This window comes from Pseudoxanthomonas sp. UTMC 1351 (assembly GCF_040948865.1).
In the GTDB taxonomy this organism is placed as follows: domain Bacteria; phylum Pseudomonadota; class Gammaproteobacteria; order Xanthomonadales; family Xanthomonadaceae; genus Pseudoxanthomonas_A.
Genome location: NZ_JAVGJT010000006.1, coordinates 373,955 through 393,696, shown reverse-complemented (window position 1 = coordinate 393,696; position 19,742 = coordinate 373,955). Strand labels below are relative to the sequence as shown.

At 62.7% G+C, this 19,742-nt stretch carries 19 protein-coding genes; 13 read left to right on the top strand and 6 right to left on the bottom strand.

Going from position 1 to position 19,742, the window contains the following annotated elements:
- Positions 1 to 5 precede the first annotated feature (5 nt).
- From hemA to AB6O04_RS05675, 4 genes are read left to right on the top strand one after another with little or no spacing between them, the layout of a single operon-like run.
- Complete coding sequence (gene hemA, locus AB6O04_RS05690) at positions 6 to 1,286, top strand: glutamyl-tRNA reductase (RefSeq protein ID WP_368562852.1); 1,281 nt, start codon at positions 6 to 8, stop codon at positions 1,284 to 1,286.
- The gene (prfA, locus tag AB6O04_RS05685) at positions 1,264 to 2,349 is read left to right on the top strand and encodes a peptide chain release factor 1 (protein WP_368562851.1); all 1,086 of its coding nucleotides are present in this window, start codon (positions 1,264 to 1,266) and stop codon (positions 2,347 to 2,349) included. Before hemA ends, prfA begins: the two co-directional genes overlap by 23 nt.
- On the top strand, positions 2,346 to 2,795 hold the full coding sequence (locus AB6O04_RS05680) for an N-acetyltransferase family protein (protein WP_368562850.1): 450 nt from the start codon (positions 2,346 to 2,348) through the stop codon (positions 2,793 to 2,795). The genes prfA and AB6O04_RS05680 overlap by 4 nt, the downstream gene beginning before the upstream one ends.
- A complete protein-coding gene (locus AB6O04_RS05675; RefSeq protein ID WP_368562849.1) occupies positions 2,792 to 4,510 on the top strand; it encodes a tetratricopeptide repeat protein in 1,719 nt (572 codons plus the stop codon). The genes AB6O04_RS05680 and AB6O04_RS05675 overlap by 4 nt, the downstream gene beginning before the upstream one ends.
- A 15-nt stretch (positions 4,511 to 4,525) precedes the next feature.
- On the opposite strand, the gene AB6O04_RS05670 is transcribed toward AB6O04_RS05675, so the two are convergent.
- Together AB6O04_RS05670 and AB6O04_RS05665 are read right to left on the bottom strand one after the other, a co-directional pair.
- Positions 4,526 to 5,239, bottom strand: a complete 714-nt coding sequence (locus tag AB6O04_RS05670) for an anti-sigma factor (protein ID WP_368562848.1) — start codon at positions 5,237 to 5,239, stop codon at positions 4,526 to 4,528.
- Entirely contained in the window at positions 5,236 to 5,742 is a 507-nt protein-coding gene (locus AB6O04_RS05665; protein ID WP_368562847.1) for an RNA polymerase sigma factor, read from the bottom strand. Before AB6O04_RS05665 ends, AB6O04_RS05670 begins: the two co-directional genes overlap by 4 nt.
- Positions 5,743 to 5,879: 137 nt before the next feature.
- Here AB6O04_RS05665 and AB6O04_RS05660 point away from each other — a divergent pair, with 137 nt between their 5' ends.
- From AB6O04_RS05660 to AB6O04_RS05635, 6 genes are all read left to right on the top strand, one after another.
- Entirely contained in the window at positions 5,880 to 7,205 is a 1,326-nt protein-coding gene (locus AB6O04_RS05660) for a S8 family serine peptidase (RefSeq protein WP_368562846.1), read from the top strand.
- Between the two features lie 69 nt (positions 7,206 to 7,274).
- On the top strand, positions 7,275 to 8,105 hold the full coding sequence (locus AB6O04_RS05655; RefSeq protein WP_368562845.1) for a hypothetical protein: 831 nt from the start codon (positions 7,275 to 7,277) through the stop codon (positions 8,103 to 8,105).
- Positions 8,106 to 8,453: 348 nt separating this feature from the next.
- Complete coding sequence (gene moaB, locus AB6O04_RS05650) at positions 8,454 to 8,972, top strand: molybdenum cofactor biosynthesis protein B (RefSeq protein ID WP_368562844.1); 519 nt, start codon at positions 8,454 to 8,456, stop codon at positions 8,970 to 8,972.
- Between the two features lie 7 nt (positions 8,973 to 8,979).
- On the top strand, positions 8,980 to 9,321 hold the full coding sequence (locus AB6O04_RS05645; RefSeq protein ID WP_368562843.1) for a helix-turn-helix domain-containing protein: 342 nt from the start codon (positions 8,980 to 8,982) through the stop codon (positions 9,319 to 9,321).
- A 106-nt stretch (positions 9,322 to 9,427) separates the two neighbouring features.
- Positions 9,428 to 10,210: a polyphosphate kinase 2 gene (gene ppk2 / locus AB6O04_RS05640; RefSeq protein WP_368562842.1), complete on the top strand. Its 783-nt coding sequence runs from the start codon at positions 9,428 to 9,430 to the stop codon at positions 10,208 to 10,210.
- Between the two features lie 779 nt (positions 10,211 to 10,989).
- A complete protein-coding gene (locus AB6O04_RS05635; RefSeq protein ID WP_368562841.1) occupies positions 10,990 to 13,329 on the top strand; it encodes a glycosyl hydrolase family 18 protein in 2,340 nt (779 codons plus the stop codon).
- Between the two features lie 118 nt (positions 13,330 to 13,447).
- On the opposite strand, the gene AB6O04_RS05630 is transcribed toward AB6O04_RS05635, so the two are convergent.
- The 3 genes from AB6O04_RS05630 to AB6O04_RS05620 are packed head-to-tail and all read right to left on the bottom strand — an operon-like array spanning position 13,448 to position 15,557.
- Positions 13,448 to 13,714: an acylphosphatase gene (locus tag AB6O04_RS05630; RefSeq protein WP_368562840.1), complete on the bottom strand. Its 267-nt coding sequence runs from the start codon at positions 13,712 to 13,714 to the stop codon at positions 13,448 to 13,450.
- A complete protein-coding gene (locus tag AB6O04_RS05625) occupies positions 13,714 to 14,283 on the bottom strand; it encodes a TlpA family protein disulfide reductase (RefSeq protein ID WP_368562839.1) in 570 nt (189 codons plus the stop codon). Before AB6O04_RS05625 ends, AB6O04_RS05630 begins: the two co-directional genes overlap by 1 nt.
- Positions 14,280 to 15,557, bottom strand: a complete 1,278-nt coding sequence (locus AB6O04_RS05620; protein WP_368562838.1) for a YihY family inner membrane protein — start codon at positions 15,555 to 15,557, stop codon at positions 14,280 to 14,282. Before AB6O04_RS05620 ends, AB6O04_RS05625 begins: the two co-directional genes overlap by 4 nt.
- Positions 15,558 to 15,636: 79 nt before the next feature.
- On the opposite strand from AB6O04_RS05620, the gene wrbA reads away from it, so the two are divergent.
- The 3 genes from wrbA (at position 15,637) to AB6O04_RS05605 (ending at position 17,442) form a co-directional block, all read left to right on the top strand.
- Positions 15,637 to 16,233, top strand: coding sequence for an NAD(P)H:quinone oxidoreductase (gene wrbA, locus AB6O04_RS05615; protein ID WP_368562837.1), 597 nt, complete (start codon positions 15,637 to 15,639; stop codon positions 16,231 to 16,233).
- Positions 16,233 to 16,583, top strand: coding sequence for a DUF2069 domain-containing protein (locus tag AB6O04_RS05610; RefSeq protein ID WP_368562836.1), 351 nt, complete (start codon positions 16,233 to 16,235; stop codon positions 16,581 to 16,583). The genes wrbA and AB6O04_RS05610 overlap by 1 nt, the downstream gene beginning before the upstream one ends.
- Positions 16,584 to 16,953: 370 nt before the next feature.
- Positions 16,954 to 17,442 (top strand): asparaginase domain-containing protein, encoded by a 489-nt coding sequence (locus AB6O04_RS05605; protein ID WP_368562835.1) that lies wholly within the window; start codon positions 16,954 to 16,956, stop codon positions 17,440 to 17,442.
- A gap of 142 nt (positions 17,443 to 17,584) precedes the next feature.
- Here the strand turns inward: AB6O04_RS05605 and AB6O04_RS05600 are convergent, their stop codons facing one another.
- A complete protein-coding gene (locus AB6O04_RS05600; protein ID WP_368562834.1) occupies positions 17,585 to 19,357 on the bottom strand; it encodes a S8 family serine peptidase in 1,773 nt (590 codons plus the stop codon).
- Between the last annotated feature and the right edge of the window lie 385 nt (positions 19,358 to 19,742).

Genomic DNA, 19,742 nt, shown 5'->3' with positions numbered 1-19,742 from the left:
GAACGATGACGTTGTGGGTTCTCGGCCTCAACCACCAGACCGCGCCGGTCGAACTGCGCGAACGCCTCGCGTTCGACCCGGCGTCGCTGCCTGGTGCGCTGAATTCGGTGCGGGCGCTGCCGCAGGTGACCGAGGCGGCGCTGCTTTCCACCTGCAACCGCACCGAGCTGTACGCGATTGCCGAGGACGGCGACGCACTGGCGAACTGGCTGGCGACACACGCTGAGGGACTGGATGGATATCTGTATCGCCACGCCGATGCCGATGCCGTGCGACACCTGTTCCGGGTCGCGACCGGCCTGGATTCCATGGTGCTGGGCGAGCCGCAGATCCTGGGACAGGTGAAGGATGCCTGGGCCATGGCGCGCGAACACGGTGCTCTGGGCAACCGTCTGGACCGGTTGTTCCAGCAGACCTTCGCCGTCGCCAAGCGCGCGCGCACGGACACGCGTGTCGGCGCCAATCCGGTTTCGGTCGCCTCCACCGCAGTGCGGCTGGCGCAGAACTCCTTCGCCCGGCTCAGTGAATCCACTGTGTTGTTGGTCGGCGCCGGCGAAACCATCGAGCTGGCCGCCAAGCACCTGAGCGAAGGCAGGGTACGGCGGTTGTTGATCGCCAACCGTACGCTGGCGCATGCGCAGGAACTGGCCACCCGCCATGGCGGTTACGCGCTGCCGCTGTCCGAACTGGATCGCCATTTGGCGGAGGCCGATGTGGTGTTTTCCGCCACCGCCAGCCGCGAGCCGGTGGTGACGCGCGCACAAGTCAGCCACGCCTTGTCGCAGCGCAAGCACAAGCCGATGCTGTTGTTCGATCTGGCGGTACCGCGCGATATCGAACCGGACGTGGCGCAGTTGGCTGATGCCTACCTGTACACCGTAGATGACCTGGAACGCGCCGTCGAAGACAACCGACGTAGCCGCCGCGAAGCCGCCGAAGCTGCGGAAGCCATCATCGACCTGCAAGTGCAGCGCTACGTCGAAAGCCTGCATGCCGGTACACGCCAGGAGCCGCTGAAGCGGCTGCGCGCACTGGGCGATGTCACGCGCGACGACGTACTGGCGAAAGCTCGCCAACAACTGGCCAATGGCCGCAATGCCGAGGAAGTACTGGACTTCCTGGCGCACACGCTGACCAATCGGCTGCTGCACCCGCCTACCGCTGCGTTGCGCGACGCGGCGTTGCGCGGAGATGCCGAACTCACCCGCGCCGCCGACCGCCTGTTCCCGGCGCAACCTCCCTACTCCCACCTCAAGAAAGACGATGACGCCGACGCTGCGCCGTAAACTCGAAGCGCTGGCCGAACGCCGCGAAGAACTCGAACGCCTGCTCGCCGATCCCGGCGTGTTGGGCGACAACGACCGCTTCCGCAACTACTCGCGCGAGTTCGCGCAGTTGGAGCCCGTCGTCACCGCGCTGGCCGAGGAAACCAAAGCCAAGCGCGACCTGGCCGCGGCCGAAGCAATGCGCCACGACCCCGAGCTCAGTGAACTGGCCGAAGAGGAAATCGAGCTTGCTCGCAACCGGTTGGCGCAACTGGAAGACGAGCTTTCGCTGCTGCTGGTGCCGAAGGATTCCCGCGACGACGCCAACCTGTTCCTGGAAGTGCGCGCGGGCACCGGCGGTGATGAAGCAGCGATCTTCGCCGGCGATTTGTTCCGCATGTACGCGCGCTATGCCGAGCGGCAGGGCTGGAAGGTGGAGATCGAATCGGATAGTCCCGGCGAACACGGCGGCTACAAGGAAATCGTGGCCAAGATCACCGGGCGCGGCGCGTTCTCCAAACTAAAATTCGAATCCGGCACCCACCGTGTACAACGCGTGCCGGAAACCGAATCCCAAGGCCGCATCCACACCTCCGCCGCCACCGTGGCCATCATTCCGGAAGACGAAGCGGTGGATGAGATCGTGATCAATCCGGCCGACTTGCGCGTGGATACCTTCCGCTCTTCCGGCGCCGGCGGCCAGCACGTCAACAAGACCGACTCGGCCATCCGCATCACCCACTTGCCCAGCGGCGTGGTGGTGGAATGCCAGACCGAGCGCTCGCAGCACGCGAACCGCGACAAGGCGATGAAACGGCTGAAAGCGCAGTTGCTGGATGCCGAACGCAGCAAGCAACTCGCGGCGCAGGCCGAATCGCGCAAGCTGCAGGTGGGCAGCGGCGACCGCAGCCAACGCATCCGCACGTACAACTATCCACAGGGCCGGATCACTGACCACCGTGTGGAAGGTTTGACGCTGTACGATTTGCCCAACGTTCTGCAAGGTGACCTGGACTCGCTGGTGGATCGACTGACCCGCGAATACCAGGCCGACGAACTGGCACGCCTGACCGAGGCCGCATGATGGATGTTCGACGCGCGACTATCGATGATGCGGATGCCATCGCGCCGCTGTTCGACCTGTACCGGACGTTCTATGGGCAGCCAAGCGATCTTGCGCTGGCGCAGCGCTTCATCGCCGAACGTCTGCAAAAAGGTGAATCCGTTATTTTCCTGGCGGAAGCGGACGACAAGGCAGTGGGCTTCACTCAGTTGTTCCCGTCGTTTTCTTCCGTGGGCGCCACGCGCGTCTGGATACTCAACGATCTCTACGTCGATGCCGCTGCACGTCGGCAAGGTGTGGCGCAGGCACTTCTGCAAGCCGCAACAGATTTCGCACGCGCCGACGGTGCACGCCGGCTTGAACTCGAAACCGACCACAGCAACGATTCCGCGCAGGCGCTTTACCGTCGTCTGGGTTGGGAGCTGTACGAAGGTACCCTGCGCTTCCGGTTTCTGCTGAATCCGTGAATCAGGCCTCAGCCGATCCACAGCTGACGCGCCTGCGGCAGACGGTGCACGGCAACCCGCAGGATTTCATCGCCTGGGTCATGCTGTCCGAAGCCGAACTAGATCACGGCGACGCCGCGGCCGGAATACGCGCCGCGGCACGCGCACTGACGCTCCGCCCCGGCCATCCTGAAGCGTTGGCGCGCCTGGGCCGGGCGTATTGGATGCAGGGCCAGCATGCGCAGGCGGTCGAAGCGTTGCGGCAAGCTGCAACGCAAGCACCGCAACATCCCGGCATCGCCTTATGGCTTGGCCACGCACTGGAAGATGCCGGTGAAGCCGAAGCCGCCGCTCAAGCCTATGAACACGCTTACCGGCTGATGCCGAGCGAACCGTCGATAGCGGCGCACCTGTTGAATTGGCGGCGCAAGTTGTGCGACTGGCGAGAACTTGGGACGCTTTCCACGCAGGTGCGGCGCGCGGTGCATGAGGGGCGCGCCGCGGTCGAGCCGTTCGCCTTCCTAAGCGAAGATGCCCCGCCTGCCGAACAACTGGCATGCGCGCGTTTACGCGCCGCCGAAATCATCCAGAGAACCCGGCCGATGCCGGCGGTGCCGACGCCATCACTTGGTCGCAGCACGCTGCGGTTGGGTTTTCTCTCCAACGGCTTCGGTGCGCATCCAACCGGGCTGCTGACAGCGGCATTCTTCGAAGCGCTTTCCTCGTATTCGGCCATCGAAATACATTTGTTCGCACTGAACCGCGATGACGGCAGCATCATTCGGCAACGGTTGCAAGCGGCGACTCGCCTGCATGACGTCGCGGGACAGCCTCATGCGCGCATCGCTCACATCATTCGCGAACAGAACATCGACGTGCTGTTCGATTTGCGCGGCTGGGGCGGTGGCGGCGCGCCGGAAGTGCTGGCGATGCGGCCAGCACCAGTACAGGTCAACTGGCTGGCCTATCCCGGCACGTCCGGTGCGCCGTGGATGGATTATGTGTTGGCGGACCGGTTCGCGCTGCCGGAGGCGCTCGCACCACACTACTCCGAACAGGTGAAATGGTTGCCGGGTTGTTTCCAGCCGTCAGACACGCAGCGCGCGATTCCGCCTGCGCCATCGCGCGCCGAATGCGGGCTGCCGGAGCGAACGGCAGCGGGCGGAGTGGTCTACTGCTGCTTCAACAACAGCTACAAACTCAATCCGCTCAGTTTTGAACGGATGATGGCGGTGCTGCGCGGTGTACCCGGCAGCGTGTTGTGGCTGCTGTCAGGTCCTGGTCGCGCCGACGATCGTCTGCGCGATGCGGCGCGCGATGCCGGCGTCGATCCCGCCCGGCTGATCTTCATGCGCAAGCTGCCGCATGCCGATTACCTGGCGCGGTATCGGCATGCCGATCTGTTTTTGGATACGCATCCCTACAACGCGCACACGACGGCTTCCGATGCGTTATGGGCCGGTTGTCCGGTACTGACTTGCCCTGGCGAAACTTTCGCTGCGCGGGTAGCGGGCAGTCTCAATCACCATTTGGGAATGGACGCGATGAATGCGGCTGACGAACAGAGCTTCGTCGCGCGTGCTATCCAACTAGGCAATGATCCCGCCGTGTTGGCCGTGCTGCGGGAAGAACTGGCAGCGTGCCGCGAGCGGCGGAACGGTTTGTTCGATATGGCGGCGTTTTCTGAAGGCTTCGTTTCCGCCGCGCAGGAAATGCACGCGAGCGCTCAGCGCTAAGTAGCGCATCGTTCGTCAGCGCCAGCCAGCGTCGCGTGCAGCACGCTCACCTTCTGCGTTCAACGGTTCTCCCTGCATCCGCGCATCCACTTGCTCCAACAGCGCTGACGGCAAGGCACTGGATGCCGTCCGCATTTCGCCGCTGGACAATGATTGGGTCTCCATCAATGTCGGCACATACCAACCTTCCGGGCTACGGCAGGCCAGTCCAGCCAGTGTGCGCGGCTGAGTTGTGGCAAAGGTGCGGCAGTATTCGCCGTTGCTGGCCTCGAAGCTCAAGCCAACGGCAGCAACGCCGGCAGTGGGTACGCTAGCCAATTGCGTATCCAATGCTTTCGCCAGCTCGCCACTGGCCAGCAACACGCCGTCGGCGCCGCTCTCCCATGGGCTGGAGCCGCTGTCCGGCCACGTCCGCGCAAACAACACGCCAACCAGAATGCCGGCCGCCATCGCCCCCCAATAACGCCAGGTTCCGCGGCGGCGCGCGGGACTGCGGGTTGCCGGCGGCCGTGCTGTTTCGCCACGCGCGGCGGCGATGAGCCGTTCTGGCACTGGCTCTTCCACCACGGGATCGAACGCCGACCGCAGGCGCTGGCGCAGCGCGCGCTCGCGCGCCACCGCGGCCGCCAGTTCCGGATCATCCGCCAGCGCCGCCTCCACACGCGCGGCGGCGACCGAGTCCAGTTCGCCATCGACATAAGCCATCAGTGTTTCTTCCGCGATTTTCATGCCTCCACCTTGGCTTCATCGCCCAACATGCGTTGTAATGCTTCCCGGCCGCGCGCTAGCCGGCTGGTCAATGTTCCCATTGGGATTTCCAGTACCGCTGCCGCTTCCTTGTAAGCCAATCCTTCTATCAGCACCAACGCGACGGCGCTGCGTTGTTCTTCGGGAAGTTTTGCCATCGCCGCCTCCACCGACATCCGAATGAACTGCGCTTCGATACCCGACTCGCCCACGTTCGCGCCCGCTTCGTCCGGCGCGAACAGTTGTCTGACGCGGCCGCGTGAACGCACTTCGTCGATCCAGGCATTGCGGACGATGCCATACAGCCACGCATCCAGCCGCATGTCGGGCCGCCATTGCGAAGCCCGCGTCAGCGCACGCTCCACCGCCGTTTGCACCAGATCGTCCGCGTCATGCGGGTTGCCGGCCAGCGCACGCGCGAACCGCCGCAAGCGCGGCAGCAATTCGCCCAAGCCATCCTTCACCCGCTGATCGGAATCGAGCATCTTCATAACCTGTTACGAACGACAAGGGCGATTTAATCCCTCGGGTCGGGTTCTGCCCAGGTTTGGTGCCGCAGCAAGCCCGCATTCATCGCGATGCTAGCATCGTCGGCAATCCGACCGTGCCGAACGCGCTACCTATGAATGCCTGGATCCGGCCTCTGCTATCGACGTTTTCGCTGGCGTTTCTCATTGCCGCGCCTGCCGGAGCCCAGTTGGCGTTGCCTACCGTGCCAACGCTGCCGACGGACCTGCCGCAGCGCACGCTGGATTCCATGCAAAGCTCGGTGAACACAGTTAACCAGGAACTCGCCGGCCTGCGCGAGCTCCAGGTTCGCACGTTGCTACGCGACCATCCCGAACGCGTGGATACCGATCCGCGAGGCGCACTGGTGATCCGCGGCGAGGTGGTGGCGATCGATCCGTCGCCACTCTCGCTTCAACGCGCACGTGCGGCGGGATTCACGGTTACCCAGGAACGCACGCTCGATGGGCTGGACATTCGTCTTGTCGTCCTGCGCGCCACCACGGATGAGCGTACACGCCGCGCGTTGGCGCGCTTGCGCAAGCTGGATCCGGACGGTCTATACGACTTCAATCATCTGTACACCGGATCGGCCGCGCAGTCGTCGGCACCCGCTTCTCCTCCCACGGCACGCATGGCACAAGGAAATAGCGGAGCTTGGCGCGTGGGTTTGATCGACACGGGCGTGGATCGCAGGCATCCGGCGCTCGTCGGCGCGGATATCCGCACCTGGGGTTGCGATGGCGTTCCTCATCCGGACCGCCACGGCACCGCCGTCGCGTCGCTGCTGGTAGGCACCGAGAAAGACACCGCGCGCACTCACGCCAGCTTGTTCGCCGCGGACATCTATTGCGGACAGCCCGTCGGCGGGACCGTCGTCGCATTAGTGGAAGCATTAGGCTGGCTGGCACGCGAATGGGTGCCGGTGATCAACGTCAGCTTGGTCGGTCCGCCGAACGCGTTGTTGGAAAAAGCCATCCGTTCATCGCTTCAACGCGGTCACGTCATCATCGCTGCGGTCGGCAATGACGGTCCTGCCGCACCGCCGCTATATCCTGCCTCCTATCCGGACGTCATCGGCGTCACCGCGGTGGATGCACGTCATCGTGCTCTGCCGGAAGCTGGACGCGGCAGACAAGTGGACTTCGCGGCCATCGGCGCCGGCTTGAATGCCGCGGTGCTTGGCGGAAAGTCGGAATCCGTACGCGGGACCTCTTACGCCGCACCGTTGGTGGCGCGCATCGCCGCCCAGGTCGCCGCCGAACCACAAGCAGGGCTCACAGCGCGCATCCAGCAAACGTTAGCGGCCAAAGCGGTCGATCTGGGTCGGCGCGGCAGCGATACGACTTACGGATATGGCCTGCTTGGCGATGATATGTCCGCGGCGATGCCGGCAACGGCAAATGAACGTTCGCCAACACGAACCATAGGCCGGGAATAATCTGCTACTCCGGTTCGTAACTGCCTATGAGCGCCGCAGATGGTCTGCGGCTCGATTCGGAGGCAGAACATGAACAAGAAGACCCTATTGACCCTTGGCGCGAGTGCCGCGCTGTCGATGCTCGTGCTTCCCGCCCACGCCCAGCTGCTGGGCGGCGGCGCTACTGGAGGTATTGGTGGCCAGATCACCGGCGGAGTGGGTGCAGGCGGCGTGTTGGGCCCGCAAACCGACCCCGTGGGTGGAACGCTTCGCGGCGCATCGCGCATGACCGAACGTGGCATCGAACGCAGCGAGCGCCTGGCGCGCCGCGCGGAAGCACGCGCCCGCAAGGCTGCGGAGCGCGCAGGCAATGCAGCAAATCCTGGTGCGGCACTGGAACTCGCTGGTCAGGCGACTGGTTCGGCTCAGGCCGCAACCACAGCTGGTGCACTGGAAGCTGCCGGTAGTGCGGCCGGAAATGCGGGTGCTGCGACTCGACAGGGCAATACGGCCGCTTCAGCCGCTGGCGAAGCGATCGGCCAGGGCCAAGCCCAGCTGCAACCGCAGACTGGTAGCGCCCCCTCTGTGAGCCGAGCGCCCGATGCCTTGAATGGCGTTTCTCCGGTCGCGGACACTGTGCAGCGAACAACGTCTGGAGGACTGACTTCGCAGGGTGGGACCGCTGGCGACGCTTCGGCCGACGCGGCACAGAATGACGGCGCTCTCGGCGGGTCCTCGTCCGCTTCGGGCGACGGCAATGCTGCTTCGCAACGGAAAACGGACGGCGGGAAGCAGAGTGTCGACGCCAACTCATCGGCTCGCGGCAATGCCGGAGCATCCGCTTCGCGCAAGGATCGCAGCATTTCGGCGAATGCTGGCCTGGAAGCCAACGCCGGCGCATCCAAGGACAACGACGAGTAATGGAAATCCGGCGCCTCCCGCTTGGGGGGCGCCCCACACACATCCTTGTAGAGCGGAGCTTGCTCCGCTGCTCCTTGTTTCGGACGATGAAAGCAAAGCAGCGGAGCAAGCTCCGCTCTACGAGAAGCGCTTTTAAGCGGCTGTTTGCTATCACTTGCCGTTGCGACGGCCTCATTGCCACTGAGTCGGACCTATCGCGAGGCGCAGCTCCGCTCTACGTGAAGCGGAAAGCGGAAAGCGGAAAGCGGAAAGCGGAAAGCGGAAAGCGGAAAGCGGAAAGCGGAAAGCGGAAGCGAAATACATCAATAACGATTGAAAGGCCAGCACACTTGCCTATAGGCTGGCCGCATGAGCCATTCCTCTGCCTTGATTCCTCTAACCCTCTGCGTCTTGACCGTGTCGGATACCCGGACACTTGAGGAAGACCGCTCCGGCGATTATCTGGTTGAAGCACTGACGGAAGCCGGGCATCGGTTGGGCGGACGCGCGTTGCTCCCGGATGATCGCTACCGGATGCGCGCGCAGGTCTCGCAATGGATCGCCGATTCCGCCGTGGACGGCATTCTGGTCACCGGCGGCACCGGTTTCACCGGCCGCGATTCCACCCCCGAAGCCTTGCTGCCGCTGCTGGACAAGGAAATGCCGGGCTTCGGCGAACTGTTCCGGCAAATCAGCTTCGACGAGATCGGCACTTCTTCGCTGCAATCGCGCGCCTTCGCCGGCCTGGCCAACCAGACATTCCTGTTCTGCCTGCCCGGCTCCACCTCGGCTTGCCGCACCGGCTGGGAAAAAATCATTCGCGCGCAACTTGATGCCCGCACACAGCCCTGCAACCTGGCCACCCTGCGTCCTCGTTTGAAGGAGTAGTAAACCAATGTCGCCGCCACTGGACACCACGTTGCGTCTACTGGCCAAAGCCAGCGGGCTGACCGCCGCGGACCTCGCCGCCGCCATTCCACGCGCAGGCGCGGCCACGGTCAAAGCCTGGATGAGCGGCGACAAGCTGCCGGGCAAAGACCAGTTGAACGCACTGGCGCGCACTCTGGGCGTACCGGCCGGCGCGCTGTTGTCCGAACTTGCTTCAACACTGGACCCGGCACGCACACGCGGCGAACACGATCTGCTGGCTGCGTACCGCGCACTCAACACCCGCCAGCAAGGTGCATTGCTGGAAGTCGCGCGCAGCATGGCGGGACATTCCAAGCGTAAACGCTGATACGGGAAGATCGCGTCTGCCCTAGCCTTCGTTGGACAGCGGAGAACCCCGCGAAGCACATCGGGCGAAGTTCGCACCAACCGATTCGTTCCGAAAAGGGAGTGTCATGAAAAAGCTCAAACGCAAGGAATACGAAGCGCTGTTGGAACCCATGCAACTCGAACTAGCAGCAATGGCGCGCTGGGTCCAGCATGCAGGCAGCCGGATCGTGGTGGTATTGGAAGGGCGCGACACCGCGGGGAAAGGGGGCGCCATCGGCGCGATCGCGGAGCATCTGAACCCGCGGCAATGCCGGGTCGTGGCGCTACCCAAACCCAGTGAGCGCGAAAGCGCGCAGTGGTATCTCCAGCGCTATGTTTCCCACCTGCCAGCCGCTGGCGAGATCGCGTTGTTCGACCGCAGTTGGTACAACCGCGCGGGCGTGGAAAAGGTGATGGGCTATTGCACCGACGCGCAGTACCGCAAATTTTTGCAACAAACTCCGGTGTTCGAGAAAGCGCTGATCGATGAAGGCATCCTGCTATTCAAATACTGGCTGGCCGTGGATCAGGCACATCAGGAAGAGCGGTTCGCCGAACGCGCGGAAGAACCGTTGAAGAGCTGGAAGCTGTCGCCTATCGACCTTAAGGCGCGGGAGAAATATGGCGAGTACACCGACGCGCGCGAAGCCATGCTCAAGGCGACCCATACCAAGCATGCGCCGTGGACGCTCATCGACTTCAACGACCAACGCCTCGGCCGCCTGACCCTGATCAGGGATCTGTTGGATCGCTTGCCGGATACTGCGGTGCCACTGGAGCCTTTGGGCTTGCCGCCACTGAAAGGCAAACCGCTGAAAGAAAGATACGGCGTGATCAAACCATTGCCGGCCTTCAAGCCGCGCGCGTAGGGTGGGCCCCGGCCCACCATCGCCATGCCCGAGTTCACGACGACAATCCGCGGCGTCGGTCTGAAGCATCCAGCGATTCTTTTGATGGATGTCCGTGCGGCACCGAGATGGCAATGGTGGGCCGGGGCCCACCCTATATACCTTTCAATACAAGTGCCTGACGCGCATGTCGAAGTTAATGGCATAGCAAGCATGTAGGGCGGGTCTCGCCCCGCCATCACCCATCTCAATGCGGGCACGGGTACCCGCCATGTCGCGAGCGCCTGAGCCGGTTCCGCTGAAGGTCGTCGAGAACTCAAGCATGGCAATGGTGGGCCAAGGCCCACCCTACGCATGTGTCGCGAACGTCATGACAAGACGTCCTCCTGTCCTGTGAACGCCGTTGACTGGCCAAGGCATGACAACAATGTCTTGCTCTCATAAAGCCACACGGAAAAGCGAAATCGATTTCACTGGAGAAGAATGACGCGGGACTTCCATGAAGGCAGTCCCTGTTTGTCCATGACAAGCGCTTGTTTTCAACACGAAGTCGCTTGTCATGCGTGTTACGCACGAAAGCAAGCCAACTCTTCGATTTCATGCATCCGGTCACACTCCCTTTCTTCTCCGGTCAGGCATATGCATGACTGGCGCGGCGATTCGTCTCAGCGCCAAACATGCTGAATTCGATCGGGCGTAACGCGCATTTCCACGTTCGGACGACATGCGGCCCATCGACACACCATGCTGACTCCCCACGGTCGGCGGATATCACCAAACAGACAACGGGAGAGCGAAACATGAGGTTGATGAGATTGGGACTGAGGAGCTCGCTGGCGTGCCTGCTAGCGCTGCCGTGGACTTTCGCGGCACAGGCGCAGACCGTCAGCTGCGCCGGGATACCGGCTTGGGACGCGTCGACGATCTACCACGCCGGCGATCGCATGACTTACCAGAGCAAGCTGTACGAAGCGCTGATAGATATCTGGAACGCACCTCCTACTCATTGCGCCACCTGTGGCTGGTACCGCGATCTGGGAACTTGTAGCACCGGTGGCAATCAGCCACCCAGCGTCGCACTGACAGCGCCAGCCAATGGCGCCAGCTTCAATACGGGCGCCACCATCACCCTCTCCGCCACGGCCAGCGACAGCGATGGCAGCATCGCGCAGGTCCAGTTCTTCCGTGGCTCGACTTCGCTGGGAACGGATACCGGTTCGCCGTATAGCGTTGCCTGGACCAATGCAGCGGCTGGCAGCTATGCGCTGACCGCTGTGGCGACCGACAATGCCGGTGCGACGACCACCTCGGCCACGGTCAATGTCACGGTCGCCGCGGCAAGCGACACCACTCCGCCCAGCGTGCCGGCCGGATTAGCTTCACCTTCCAAGACCGCCAGCAGTATTTCGCTCAGCTGGAACGCCTCCATCGACAACAGCGGCGGCAGCGGTGTCGCCGGCTATGACGTGTACCGCAACGGCAGCCTGGTGGGCTCGCCTACGTCGACCAGCTACACGAGCACCGGTCTGGCGGCGAGCACCACGTACAACTTCACCGTGCGAGCACGCGACAACGCTGGCAATGCTTCGGCCCAAAGCGCGCAGATCAGCGTCACTACCTCAACCTCTTCGGACACCACACCACCGAGCGTCCCGACCGGGCTGACTTCACCGTCCAAAACGGCCAGCAGCATCTCGCTAAGCTGGAATGCCTCCAGCGACAACAGCGGTGGCAGCGGTGTCGCCGGCTATGACGTTTATCGCAATGGCAGCCTGGTGGGATCACCCGCTTCTACCAGCTACACCAGCACGGGCCTGGCGGCGAACACCGCTTACACCTTTACAGTGCGTGCCCGCGATAGTGCCGGCAATGCTTCGGCGCAAAGCACGTCCATCAGCGTTACGACGCAGCCCAGCAGCGGCGGCGGCAGCAAACGCGTATTGGGTTATTTCGTGCAGTGGGGCATTTATGGCCGCAACTATCGGGTCAGGAACATCGACACCAGCGGCACAGCAGCCGAGCTGACGCATATCAACTATGCCTTCGGCAATGTCCGCAACAACCGCTGCGAAGTGGGCGTGACGCAGGCGTCCGATCCCAACACCGGCGTGGGTGGCGATGCGTTCGCTGACTACACCAAAGCCTTCAGTGCGGCCGAAAGCGTGGACGGTGTGGCCGATACCTGGAACCAGACCCTGCGCGGTAACTGGAACCAGCTGAAAAAACTGAAAGCTAAACACGCCGGTTTGAAGGTGCTGATCTCGCTGGGTGGCTGGACCTGGTCGCGCGGCTTCTCCGAAGCAGCCAAGCCAGCCAATCGCCAGGCGTTCGTAGCTTCCTGCATCGACGCTTATATTCGCGGCAATCTGCCGGTCACCGATGGCGCGGGTGGGGCCGGTGCGGCGGCGGGCGTCTTCGACGGCATCGACATCGATTGGGAATACCCCAACGCATGCGGTTTGAGTTGCGGCTCGACAGAAGACCGCGCCAACTTCACCGCGCTGATGGCCGAGTTCCGTCGTCAGCTCGATGCGGTTCGCCCGGGGTTGCTGCTGACCGCCGCGGTCGGTGCCGGTGTCGATAAGGTCGCCGCCACCGATCCGGGCCAGTACGCGCAGTACCTGGACTTCATCAACGTCATGACCTATGACTTCCATGGCGCGTGGGAAACCAAGACCAATCACCACTCAGCCCTGTTCGATTCGCCCAGCGATCCCTCCACTGGCGATGTCAGGTTCTACAACAGCAACGATGCCATCGAGGCTTTCCTGGAGCGTGGTGTGCCGGCCAGCAAGTTGAATCTGGGCATCGGCTTCTACGGCCGTGGCTGGACCAACGTGGCGAACGTCAACAACGGCCTGTATCAGACCGGCAGCGCGGCGCCAGGCACCTACGAATCCGGTATTGAGGATTACAAGGTGCTGAAGAATTTGGCATGGCCGAGCTTCGTCGATAGCCAGGCGCGGGCGCATTGGATCTACAACGGCAGCACGTTCTGGAGCTTCGACAATCCCGCGTTGATCACCGAGAAGATGAGCTATGCCAAGACGCAAGGATTGGGAGGCGCGTTCTTCTGGGAATTGAGCGGTGACGATGCGCAAGGCACCTTGGCCAAGGCCATGAGCGCCGGATTGGAATAACCGTGCGACGCGGCAGGAGGGAGCGGTCGGCAGGGCCGCTTCCTCCCGCTTTTTTTTAGTGTGCGCTATGCGTACGAATGAGTGGCACCCCACCTCACGTGCGCACAGCGCACGCTACTTAACCGGTAACGAAGCCCGGGTTGACGGGACTGTCCAAAATGCTGCGTTCCACACGGTCCACGCGCGCCATCGGTGGCCCGTGCCGCAGCCAGGTTTCCAACGCATCGAGGGCGACGGCGTCGCCTTCGGCAACGACTTCCACGCGGCCATCCGGCAGATTGGTGGCGCGGCCCGACAAACCGAGGTCCAGCGCGCGTTCGCGAGTGGAGGCGCGAAAGAACACGCCCTGCACTTTGCCGCTGACCAGAAAACGCGCCGCCGCCATCACGCCTCCGCTTTCGGCCCACCGGCTGCCGCAATCGCGGCTTCTATCTCGCCGGCCGTCACCGGCCCCAGAAATTGCTGTGCGACCTTGCCATCCGGTGCGATCAGGTACGTCATTGGCAGACCGCGTGGGGTTGCGAAATCGGCTGGCGGATTCGCCACATCGACGATAGCGATGGGATAGACCACCGGCCGCTTGCTGAGAAAATCGCGCATCGATTTCGCGTCTATTTCCTCGTACGCCAGGCCGATCACTTCGATGTGCTCATGCATCGCGTCCAACGCGGACAGCTCCGGCATCTCCTTCAGGCAGGGTGCGCACCAGGTGGCCCAGAAATTCACCACCACCCATTTGCCGCGATGCGCCGCCAAGTCGTAGGTGAACCCTTCCACGGTTTCGACGCTCAGCGCAGGCACCTCGGCAGCCTGGCTTTCTTTCGCTGCGGGTGCTTGCGCGGCAGACGGCTCTGGCGCCGGCGATGCGGCAGGCGCTGGTGTTTCCTGCTGGCAGGCCGACACCGCCAACATCAACGGCAACAACAGCGCACCGGCAAACGAACCGCTTCTCATGGTTTTTCCTCGTGGTATCCAGCGTAGATATCGCTGACTTTTCGCTTCAACAAGTCGCGCAACGGCACACGCAGATCGTCCAGCGCCGCGCGGGCGGCAATGCCCAACGTATCGTCGCCGCATGGCAGGTGCGCTTCGGCGACGGGGATCCGCAACTGGCAGGCTTCATACAACGCCGCCACCGTCATATCGTCCAGGTCGCGCGCAAGCAGCCACTCGCCTTCTTCATCGCGCCGCAGCAGGTTGATCTCGCTCAGCTGGCCCAGCATCTGCTGGATCAGCGCGTCGGTGAGCATCGGTTCCATCGTCTGGATCTGATCGCTGTGCAGTCCCTTGCCTTTGGCACGCGCTTCGTTGAAACGCCCCAACATGCGCAGCAATCCGTAAATCTCGTAGCCCAAAGGCAGGCGCATCGACACGGGCTGATAACGGAACGCCGCCATCGACGAAGCCAACGACGCACCCAGCAACACCGCCACCCAGCACAGATATATCCACAAAAGCAGAATGGGCGCCGCCGCCAGCGCACCGTAGACTTTCTGATACGTGTTGAAGCTGCCCAAGTAAATGCCCAAGGCCCATTTAATGAGTTCGAGCAGGGCAGTCGCCAGCAATGCTCCGGCGATGGCGTATCGCCATTTGATAGTCCGATGCGGTACGACACGGTAGATGGCCGTGATGGCGACCAGTTCAATCACCATGGGCGCCACGCTGAGTGACAGGTTCTGCAGGAGTCTTCCGCCCGTGGTCGCAAAGACGGGTAACGCATAGAAACGCGCCGAAAGCGCCAGCGACGCGGCCGCCATCAACGCGCCCAGCGTCAGCACCGTCCAATACACCAGGAAGCGCGACAGCTTGGGCCGCGCACTGCTCACCCGCCAGATCCGGTTGAATGTCGCCTCGATACTGTTGAGCGTGATCAGCAGGGAGATCATCAGCGCCACCACGCCCAGCGCGGTGAGCTTGCCGGTATTGCTCAGGAAGATGTTCAACGTGTCCTTCAAGTCTTCCGCGGCGCCGGGTACGAAATTGGCGAAGACGTAGTCGCGCAACTGGTCGCTCCATTCCTGGAACGCGGAAAACGCCGACAGCACGCCGAAAACGACCATCGCCAACGGCACCAGCGCGAACAGCGTGGTATAGGCCAACGCCGCGGCCGCCTGAAACAGCCTCTCGTCCAGGAAACGTTTTGCCAGAAAGCGGGCAAAAGTACCGGCGCGCGCGCGATCGCGAAGGCGATCGGTCCAGCGGTTGAGTGAATCCAAAGGCTCCATGCGGGGAAGGTTAACCGATGCGCCGGGACGGCGACATCGCCGATACTAGGGCCCATTGTCAGACTCAGGAAAAAGGAACATGCCGGACATTCTGGTGCTCTACTACAGCCGCGGCGGCTCTGTGGCCCGGCTGGCGCGGCAAATCGCGCGTGGCATCGGCGAGGTGGATGGCATGACCGCTCGGCTGCGTACGGTGCCGCCGGTGGCTGCCGTCACGCAGCAGGCGGCGCCACCGGTGCCTGAAGAAGGCTCTCCTTATGTGGACCGTCGCGATTTGGATGAGTGCGCGGGATTGGTGTTGGGCAGCCCGACCCGGTTCGGCAACATGGCGGCGCCCATCAAGCATTTCATCGATGGCCTGGGTGCGGAATGGGCCAGCGGCACGCTGGTGGGCAAGCCTGCGGGAGTTTTCACCTCCACCGCCACCCAGCATGGTGGCCAGGAATCGACCTTGTTGTCCATGCAGATTCCCCTGCTGCACCACGGTTGCCTGATCGTCGGCATTCCATTCACCGAGCCCCTGCTCAGCACCACGCGTACCGGCGGTTCGCCGTATGGCGCCAGCCATGTGGCTGGTGGTGACAACGACGCGCAGCTGAGTGACGAAGAAGCTGCCTTGGCGCGAGCGCTGGGAAAACGCGTCGCCGATACCGTTCGCCGCCTGGGAGATCGCTGATGGCGGGTTCCGTACGTCCTTCCCGGGTGCTGTTGGGTATATCGCTGTTCGCGCTGTCGGTGTTGTTTGCCTTGTGGTTCCACAATGACAAGCACTACCTGGCGTCGATGATCGTTTTCGTCCTGCCGCCGTTGCTGATGCTGCTGGGGGTGCTGCGCGGCAGCGCCAAGGCGGCGTTCTGGTCCGGCGTGTTCGGCCTGTTCTGGTTCAGTCACGGCGTGATGGCCGCTTACTCACGGCCGGCGGAAGCCGGTTATGCAAGTCTAGAAATCGTTCTGTCCGTGATGATCATCGTGGCGTCCAGCTGGCCGGGATTGCGTGCGCGCTTTGGCCGGAGGCGATCGGGGTGATCGCCTCCAGGCTGTCGGCTTCTGTAGAGCCGAGCTTGCTCGGTTGATCTTCGTGAAGGCGCGATGATCCAGGCAGCAGCGGAGCAAGCTCCGCTCTGCGAGGAGCACCTTTAAACAGTTATTCGCTATCGCCTGCCGTTGCGACGGCCTCATTCCTAGCGGCTCGGCACTGTCGCGGGGCGCAGCTCCGCTCTACGAAGAGCGGCTTCGGGAGGTGAGATAGCCCGCAATGCGGGAAAAGTGCTCACGCGTGCGTGGAACAGCGATAATTGGCGGCGCGCACTCTGCCCATTAAATGGCGGCGGACCTGGTCACACCTGAATGAACATAAGCGGCCGGCCGAATGGCGCCTGCCGCGGGAGCAAACAAGATGGAAGAACTGCTGATCGTCACCACCGGCGGCACGATCGACAAGATCTACTTCGACGACAAATCGGACTACCAGATAGGCGAGCCGCAGATCGGCCGCATCCTCGAAGAATTGGGTGTCGCTTTCCGCTTCCATGTGATCCCGATCATCCGCAAGGACTCGCTGCACATCAGCGATGCCGACCGCGAACTGGTTCGCGCCACCGTGGCCGCGCAGAACGCGCGGCACGTGCTGATCACCCATGGCACCGACAGCATGGTGGAAACAGCCAAGGTCTTGGCGACGATCGAAGGAAAAACCATCGTACTGACCGGCGCTTTGAACCCTGCCCGCTTCCGCGGCTCGGATGCCGAGTTCAATATCGGTTGTGCGGTCGGCGCGGTGCAGTCGTTGCCGGCAGGCGTCTACATCGCCATGAACGGTCGCATTTGGGACCCGATGAAAGTACGCAAGAATGTAGCGGCCAATCGGTTTGAAGCGATTGGGTGAACGGTGGAGCGTAGAGCGGAGCTTGCTCCGCTGCTTTTGCGGCAAAGGCACCGCGAAGAGCAGCGGAGCAAGCTCCGCTCTACAAAAAAAATCCCCGGCCGAAGCCGGGGATCATCGCGACGCAGGGGAGAGACTGCGTTGCTTAGAACGTTACGCTCCAGCTGTTGATATAACCGGTGTCCTGGTTGGCGTTGTCGTTGACTCTGAGAGTCCACGTGCCGTTCAGGGCTTCAGACGACAGGTTGACCGTATAGGTCTGATTGATGTTGTTGGCACTGCCGCCACTGCGGTTGTGCAGCACATATACGCTGCCATCCGGCGCGATCAGGTCGACTTTCAGATCGCCGATATAGGTGTGCACGATGTTCACCGCCACCGATGCGTTGCTCGGTGCATTGCCGGTACGTCCGGAAACAGCGACCGAACTAGTGACAGTGGTGTTGTCGCTGATGGTGACGTCGGTGCCGTTGGTGTAGGTCTGCGTGTTGCCGCCACCACCGCCTTGCGCCGCCACTACTGCGCCGTCGGCATTGGCGATACCCGCACCGCAGCCACCCGAACACGTGCCGGGCAACGGGCGTGCCGTGCTCTTCAGCGTGCTTTCCACCTGCGACGGCGTCATCGGCGTGGCCGCCGCGGCCTGCATCAATGCCACCACGCCCGCCACGTGCGGTGCCGCCATCGACGTGCCGTTATAGGACGCATAACTGGCACTGCCCGGTGTGGTGGTGCCCGTGTTCAACGTAGACAGGATGCTCGCGCCTGGAGCCGCGATATCCACGCCGGCGCCGTAGTTGGAGAAGCTGGCCTTGGAACCCGCAGAGGTGATGGCCGCGACCGCAATCACGTTGGGGCAGTTGGCGGGCACCGCACCGGATACGTTGACGTTGCTGTTGCCAGCGGCCACGACGACTGTGGTACCGCGCGACACCGCACCGTTGATCGCGTTCTGGTACGTGGACGAACAAGTGCCGCCGCCGCCCAACGACATGTTGATCACTTCGGCCGGATTGGCGTTTGCGGGCACACCTGTGACCGTACCGCCGGAAGCCCAGACAATGGCGTCCGCGATATCGGACGTATAACCGCCGCAGCGACCCAGCACGCGCACTGGCACAACCTTGGCATTGAATGCGGTACCCGCCACGCCGGTCGAGTTGTTGGTGACCGCCGCCACCGTGCCGGTGACGTGAGTGCCATGCCAGCTGGAATTGGTGACCGGCGAACCGCTATAGCATTCGTTCGCAACGGGGTTCCAGTCGCCTTCATCGTTTGGATTGCTGTCGCGGCCATTGCCGTCGCGCGAAACGAAGGTGTCGCTGATGAAGTCATAACCCGGCAGGATATTGGCATTGAGATCGGCATGGTTGGTGATGCCGGTGTCGATCACCGCCACTACGACGCCGGTACCGGTCGATTTGTCCCACGCCGGACGCACGTTGATGCTGGAAGCGCTGGTGCCGAAGCCCCATTGCGAGCCGAACTGCGAGTCGTTGGGCGTCAGCACTGCCGTCATGCGCTGATCGACTTCCACGTACAGGACGTTGGGATCGGCTGCAATCTGGCGCATCAGCGATTCGGCTTCCACGCGGTCAAGATTGCGATCGGAACGCACCACATCGGCACCTACCGCCAGGCGGCGGAGATGTCCAAGACCGAGTGCCTTGCCTTTTGCTGCCGGTACGGCTTTGGCGGCGCTATTGAGCGAGCCTCGCAGCGTCGCGGTATCGCGTTGTTGCGGACTGCCATCCGCGTATTTGACGATGAACTGCTTGAACCCGTCCTGCTGGGGCGCACTCAGACCAGCCAGGTTGACCTCGCCCGCCATGGCGGGAACAACATACAGCGAAGACAGCAGCAAAGCAGTTGCAGCCGCGGTGGTTTTACGCGAACGGCTCTTCGATGAATCTGACATCAGGGGTTCCCTCTCAAAAGAGTGATGCCGCAATGACGCGGCGCGTTTTCCAGTCGAAAGGCGCGGTAGCTTCAAATAAAAGCGGTGGCGGCCTTGCCCGGTTCTCCTGGAAGATGCGGCCCCGCGTTGCGCAGGGCCGTACTCGACGCTATCCGACAGGCGCGCTGTGAATCAGCGATGCGAGCCACACTTCGGCAACAAAGTAGCTGCCATTACCATCCATGCTGCACATGAATGCATGATTTTGCAGGTAAATTCATTTACTTCGTGCTGTTGGTGGCGGGCTGTGAGGGGGGCGAAAGCACCACGGCTTGATGCGGAGCCGATGTCCTGTTTTGAATGTCACCCAGCCGCGGCGGAGTGTCGGCACATAGCCACCTTGTGG

Bases quoted from the DNA above. Each gene is read 5' to 3' on its own strand.
- hemA (WP_368562852.1), top strand. From the start codon at position 6: ATGACGTTGTGGGTTCTCGGCCTCAACCACCAGACCGCGCCGGTCGAA.
- prfA (WP_368562851.1), top strand. From the start codon at position 1,264: ATGACGCCGACGCTGCGCCGTAAACTCGAAGCGCTGGCCGAACGCCGC.
- AB6O04_RS05680 (WP_368562850.1), top strand. From the start codon at position 2,346: ATGATGGATGTTCGACGCGCGACTATCGATGATGCGGATGCCATCGCG.
- AB6O04_RS05670 (WP_368562848.1), bottom strand. From the start codon at position 5,239: ATGAAAATCGCGGAAGAAACACTGATGGCTTATGTCGATGGCGAACTG.
- AB6O04_RS05665 (WP_368562847.1), bottom strand. From the start codon at position 5,742: ATGCTCGATTCCGATCAGCGGGTGAAGGATGGCTTGGGCGAATTGCTG.
- AB6O04_RS05660 (WP_368562846.1), top strand. From the start codon at position 5,880: ATGAATGCCTGGATCCGGCCTCTGCTATCGACGTTTTCGCTGGCGTTT.
- AB6O04_RS05655 (WP_368562845.1), top strand. From the start codon at position 7,275: ATGAACAAGAAGACCCTATTGACCCTTGGCGCGAGTGCCGCGCTGTCG.
- moaB (WP_368562844.1), top strand. From the start codon at position 8,454: ATGAGCCATTCCTCTGCCTTGATTCCTCTAACCCTCTGCGTCTTGACC.
- AB6O04_RS05645 (WP_368562843.1), top strand. From the start codon at position 8,980: ATGTCGCCGCCACTGGACACCACGTTGCGTCTACTGGCCAAAGCCAGC.
- ppk2 (WP_368562842.1), top strand. From the start codon at position 9,428: ATGAAAAAGCTCAAACGCAAGGAATACGAAGCGCTGTTGGAACCCATG.
- AB6O04_RS05635 (WP_368562841.1), top strand. From the start codon at position 10,990: ATGAGGTTGATGAGATTGGGACTGAGGAGCTCGCTGGCGTGCCTGCTA.
- AB6O04_RS05630 (WP_368562840.1), bottom strand. From the start codon at position 13,714: ATGGCGGCGGCGCGTTTTCTGGTCAGCGGCAAAGTGCAGGGCGTGTTC.
- AB6O04_RS05625 (WP_368562839.1), bottom strand. From the start codon at position 14,283: ATGAGAAGCGGTTCGTTTGCCGGTGCGCTGTTGTTGCCGTTGATGTTG.
- AB6O04_RS05620 (WP_368562838.1), bottom strand. From the start codon at position 15,557: ATGGAGCCTTTGGATTCACTCAACCGCTGGACCGATCGCCTTCGCGAT.
- wrbA (WP_368562837.1), top strand. From the start codon at position 15,637: ATGCCGGACATTCTGGTGCTCTACTACAGCCGCGGCGGCTCTGTGGCC.
- AB6O04_RS05610 (WP_368562836.1), top strand. From the start codon at position 16,233: ATGGCGGGTTCCGTACGTCCTTCCCGGGTGCTGTTGGGTATATCGCTG.
- AB6O04_RS05605 (WP_368562835.1), top strand. From the start codon at position 16,954: ATGGAAGAACTGCTGATCGTCACCACCGGCGGCACGATCGACAAGATC.
- AB6O04_RS05600 (WP_368562834.1), bottom strand. From the start codon at position 19,357: ATGTCAGATTCATCGAAGAGCCGTTCGCGTAAAACCACCGCGGCTGCA.